This window comes from Burkholderia aenigmatica, from assembly GCF_902499175.1.
Lineage (GTDB): Bacteria > Pseudomonadota > Gammaproteobacteria > Burkholderiales > Burkholderiaceae > Burkholderia > Burkholderia aenigmatica.
Genome location: NZ_CABVQC010000137.1, coordinates 1 through 3,968 on the forward strand (window position 1 = coordinate 1; position 3,968 = coordinate 3,968).

At 56.7% G+C, this 3,968-nt stretch carries 3 protein-coding genes and 1 pseudogene; all 4 read left to right on the forward strand.

Annotated elements, in window-relative coordinates; translation table 11 throughout:
• Positions 1-768: porin (locus BDO18943_RS42200; protein WP_235996339.1), on the forward strand; the 768-nt coding region annotated here is incomplete at its 5' end.
• Positions 769-1,029: 261 nt separating this feature from the next.
• Positions 1,030-1,791, forward strand: coding sequence for an SDR family NAD(P)-dependent oxidoreductase (locus tag BDO18943_RS42205; protein WP_175026705.1), 762 nt, complete (start codon positions 1,030-1,032; stop codon positions 1,789-1,791).
• A 131-nt stretch (positions 1,792-1,922) separates the two neighbouring features.
• Positions 1,923-2,723, forward strand: coding sequence for an enoyl-CoA hydratase/isomerase family protein (locus BDO18943_RS42210; protein WP_175026706.1), 801 nt, complete (start codon positions 1,923-1,925; stop codon positions 2,721-2,723).
• Positions 2,724-3,377: 654 nt separating this feature from the next.
• Positions 3,378-3,893: pseudogene (locus BDO18943_RS42215) on the forward strand (branched-chain amino acid ABC transporter substrate-binding protein); the annotation flags it as partial.
• Positions 3,894-3,968: the final 75 nt, after the last annotated feature.

Here is a 3,968-nt window from a genome sequence, read left to right on the forward strand (position 1 = left end):
CAAAACGTATACGCGCTCGACCGATATAGAGCCATTGGCAGCATGACCGAGACGACAACTAGCTTGACTCGCGCCGACATGAGCCCGGCATTCAATGGGTTGAAATTCGGTGGCGAATATAGCGTCGGCGGTGTTGCCGGCAACTTGACGGCCAATAGCGGTTATTCGGTCGGCGCATCGTATGAATACGGACCGTTCAAGGTTGCGGGGGCGTACGAATATTTCAAGAATCCGACCTCGGCGACGGCCGGATCCGGCTTCTTCACTGACAACGCCAGCGGTGCTTCGCCCCTGGCATTTTCACTCAACTCCGGATACAAGAGCGCGCAGTCCTTCCAGAATGCGGTCGTAGCGGCCAACTACAAGATCGGGGCGCTGACGCTGGCGGCGTCATACTCGAATATTCAGTATGGCCACCTCAACGGGGAGTTGCTGGGTGGAACCGCTCGCTTCAACAATTTCGATGTTGGCGCGCAGTATCAGTTTTCGCCCTATTTCTTCGCGGGCATTATGTACAACTATTTGAACGGCCGGGGTGTCAGTACTACCAGTGGTGCAACGATTGGCGGACAACACTACAACCAGATCGGGCTGATGGCTAACTACTTCCTTTCCAAGCGAACGGACGTGTACTGGACCATCGGCTGGCAACGTGCGTCCGGCATCTCGTCGACTGGCGCTCCCGCCGTTGCGGATATCGGCAACTACGGCGATTCGTCGAACAATCATCAGATCCTGATTCGCGCGGCGTTGCGTCATCGCTTCTAAATCCGAGCGGGGTTGCATGCGGCGCGTCCAGTAGACCGTGCCGCATGCAACTCTCCACGATAGTTGTGCTTACCAGGTCGACTATCTGCACTGACGGTGAAGATCGAAGCATTAATGGAGTCTTCGGTGCTTGACAGTGAGAGAGCATCGATCCAGTATCTACTCGTGAGTAAATAAAATACTTTGCGGTAATTTTTGATTCGTGACGTTTCCCAAAACGCCTGAGAGACGAGTCGTACTTTTATCGGAACGGAGATTGGCATGCATATCGAGGGATTGGCTGCAATTGTGACTGGTGGCGCATCCGGACTTGGCGGTGCGGTAGCACGACTGCTGGCGGAGAAGGGCGCCAAGGTCACGATTTTCGATCTCAATGAGGAGTTGGGCCGCGCCTGCGCGCAGCAAGTTGGTGGCAATTTCGTCAAGGTCGACGTGTGTGATGAGGTTGCGGTCGATGCAGCGCTCGCGAAAGCGGAGGGGCTCTATGGGAAGGCGCGCTTGCTTGTGAACTGCGCCGGCATTGGCCCGCCGGGAAAGGTAATCAATCGCGATGGATCTCCGCTCGCGCTGAACGACTTCGCGCGGATCGTCAACATCAATCTGATGGGGACATTCAACGTCTTGTCAAAATTTGCCGCGCGGTTGCACACGGAAGCACCGATCGGTGAGGAGCGCGGTGTCATCATCAATACTGCGAGCGTGGCCGCGTTCGACGGACAAATCGGTCAGCCCGCTTATGCCGCGTCGAAGGCGGGTATTGTCGGCATGACACTTCCCATTGCGCGCGAGTTTGCTCGGTTTGGAATTCGGGTAATGACGATCGCCCCCGGCATTTTTCTTACTCCGTTGTTGGCCAGCTTGCCGCAGGACGCTCAGGATTCGCTTGGCAAGCAGGTTCCGTTTCCGAGTCGTCTCGGGCAACCGGACGAATTCGCCAAGCTCGTGCAATCCATCGTCGAGAACTCCATGCTGAACGGGGAGGTGATTCGGCTCGACGGCGCAATCCGCATGGCGCCGCGATGACGTATTGCAGTTGCGGGCTGAGCGTTTAAGTTGTGCTGCAAGCCGCCGCGTTGAAAGCAGGCTTGTGATCGCGATGACGTGAACGGCCGGAAAGTTTGTGGCATTTCCGACCGTGAGATATAGGAATGTGTATGAATGGAGAAAGCTTGCTGGTCGACGTTGAGGATGGCATCGCAACCCTTGCTCTCAACCGACCGGAATCCGGAAACGCAATCGATTTGCCCCTGGCACAGGCGCTGATGAGGGCGGCAATCCGCTGCGACCAGGATCCGGCGATTCGATGTGTCGTACTCACGGGCATGGGGCGACTCTTCTGTACGGGAGGAGATCTGGGTTCATTCGGGGCGGTAGGCAACGATCTGCCCGGATTTCTGAGCGAACTGGCCGGAACGCTTCATCTGGCGCTTTCTCGCCTCATGCGAATGCCCAAGCCGCTTCTCGTCCTGGTGAACGGGCCGGCCGCCGGCGCGGGCTTCAGTCTGGCGATTGCTGGAGACATCGTCCTTGCTGGACGCTCGGCACATTTCACCCCTGCTTACGGAGCGGTTGGCCTCAGTCCTGATGGGGGCATGTCCTGGCAACTGCCTAGGTTAGTGGGGGTCAGACGCGCCCAGGAAATGCTGCTTTTGAACCAGCGCGTTCGGGCAGAAGAGGCACTCGCAATCGGCCTGATCAATCGGGTCGTGAACGATGAGGATCTCGCGAACGAGGGACGCACGATGGCGCGTACGTTGGTCGAATCAGCGACGAAAGCACTTGCCGCCAGTCGCGAGCTGCTGCTCGAATCGTTTCATGGCGAATTCGAGGCTCACCTCGAGCGGGAAGCACGGTCAATCGCAGCACTTGGTGCAGGAGAGGAGGCATGTGAAGGCATTCGAGCTTTCACGGAACGGCGAAAACCTCGATTCGTTCAAGATACGGAAATCGGCTGATGTGATGGCGCGGCAGTCGTAGCCTGGTTCGGGGCGGCAATGACCTAGGATCGATGATAAACGGGCGCCTAGGACTGGCATTCTTGCGTGCTGCTCACGGAAACTGAATGATGAGGTAGCCGCATCGGCGTTTGCTCATCAAGCGACGGGGTGCGTCAACGCGCTCGCCTCGCGAATTTGAACCATTGTCGTGATGGTGGCATCCCGCTTTCAGCACAACAACGAAGGTGCGGGATTTGTCAGGTAATTGCGCCAACGTCTCCTGTAGCGACGGGCCGACTCGATCGTGGCTGCATCGTACTTCATTCGGATACTGAATGTAGTTGCGATGCGGCCACGAGCCGTTTTGGGACGAGGATTTCTGTCGGGCGCATACGCAAGACGTCGGCTCGCAACCTTAGCCGTCGCAGCTTCCGCAAGCGCTCTGTCCAGAGTCGTCGATCCTGATCTGACGAGCTAATTTCGTGCGTGCGCAAGGTTTCCTCGTTTTGACCGCCTCGAATGCACGCAAATTCCATTTGCCGTCCGACAGCCAATATTGGCTATCGAGGTCATTCCGTAGCATTGAACCAGCCGGCGAGCATGCGCCGGTTTGGAGCGGTAGCGATCGCCGCTCGTTTGCCACGAAAGGACACCACTGGGCGACTACTGATCATGACCACCATGAAACATACTCCTGCAATGCTGGCTATCACACTGGCTCTCCAGACCATTTCTGCACAGGCCGATGTCACCGTAAGAATTGGGCAGGTCTCGCCACTGACCGGAGAGCTCGCTCACATCGGGAAGGATGACGAGAATGGTGTGCGTCTCGCAATCGAGGATCTGAATGCGAAACGGTTGAAAATCGGTGGTCAACCCGTCACGTTTGTGCTCGATTCACAGGACGATGCAGCAGATCCGAAGACAGCCATGGTTGTGGCCCAGAAGCTGGTCGACGATCGAGTTGCCGGTGTGATCGGTCACGCGAATTCAGGTACGTCCATTCCTGCCTCGAGGATATACGCCGATGCCGGCATTCCGATGATTTCCGAGTCCGCGACGAATCCGAAGTTGACGCAGCAGGGCTATCGAAACGTGTTTCGAATGGTCGCCAACGACGTACGTCAAGGCAACGTGATTGGCACTTACGTTGTGAAAGACCTGAAGGCAACAAAAGTGGCAATCGTCGCCCCCCGCGGCAAAATAGTTGTCGCCCCGATAGAAACTTGAATCTTTCCTGAATTCAAGTTTCGTAGATGGTGG

What these genes read in the sequence shown, in the direction of transcription:
- BDO18943_RS42205 (WP_175026705.1), top strand. Translation starts at nt 1,030, where the DNA reads ATGCATATCGAGGGATTGGCTGCAATTGTGACTGGTGGCGCATCCGGA.
- BDO18943_RS42210 (WP_175026706.1), top strand. Translation starts at nt 1,923, where the DNA reads ATGAATGGAGAAAGCTTGCTGGTCGACGTTGAGGATGGCATCGCAACC.